This is a genomic window from Lactobacillus sp. UMNPBX17 (assembly GCF_002553735.1).
GTDB classification, from domain to species: domain Bacteria; phylum Bacillota; class Bacilli; order Lactobacillales; family Lactobacillaceae; genus Lactobacillus; species Lactobacillus gallinarum.
Window position 1 is genome coordinate 1 of sequence record NZ_PCYT01000168.1, and the last position, 687, is coordinate 687.

A 687-nucleotide genomic window follows, 5' to 3' on the forward strand; every position below is an offset into this window, starting at 1 on the left:
CTACCGGTGTTTATTCACGCAGACTGCAGGCTTTTCTTGAAGACTACGGCTATGATTATGTAATTCTTAATCCTCTTAAAGCTAAAAAAGAAATGGATATGGGACTACGTCATAATAAGACTGATAAAACTGATGCTTATCATTTAGCCTTAATTCAAAGACTATATCATCATCCAATTAATCAACTTCAATCTCAAACTTATAAGCAGCTTAATTCATTGAGTCGTTTCTATGACCAGTTAACAGCTGACTTAGTAATGGCTAAAAATAGACTTCATCAAGCTTTACAATCGACTTTTCCTGAAATCGAAAATCTATTTTCTTCTGCTAAAGGTAAAAATTACTGGCAAATAATTGTGCGATATCCTCATTGTGACTTAGTAAGAAGAGAAGATAAAAAACAGCTTATTAACTGGTTAATGAGCTTAAAGGGGATTGCTTTTAAACACGCTCTAAGGACTGCAGATAAATTAATTGAATTAGCTTATCAAGCTTATCCAGTTGTATCTTGCTCTAGCATAGAAGTCGAGCAAGTGCAGTATTATGCACACAGATTGCTTAATTTAAGTGATCAAAGAGAAAATTTAATCGCAAGAATGGTTAAGTTAGCGAAGTCTTTGCCTAATTATGATTTAGAAAACCTAGAAAGCATTCCAGGCTTTGCACAGACCACTGCAGTCAGAGTTT

1 protein-coding gene is annotated in these 687 nt (G+C 34.2%); it reads left to right on the forward strand.

What is annotated here, in order from left to right:
- Nucleotides 1-687: transposase (locus CP368_RS10140; RefSeq protein WP_143468333.1), on the forward strand; the 687-nt coding region annotated here is incomplete at both ends.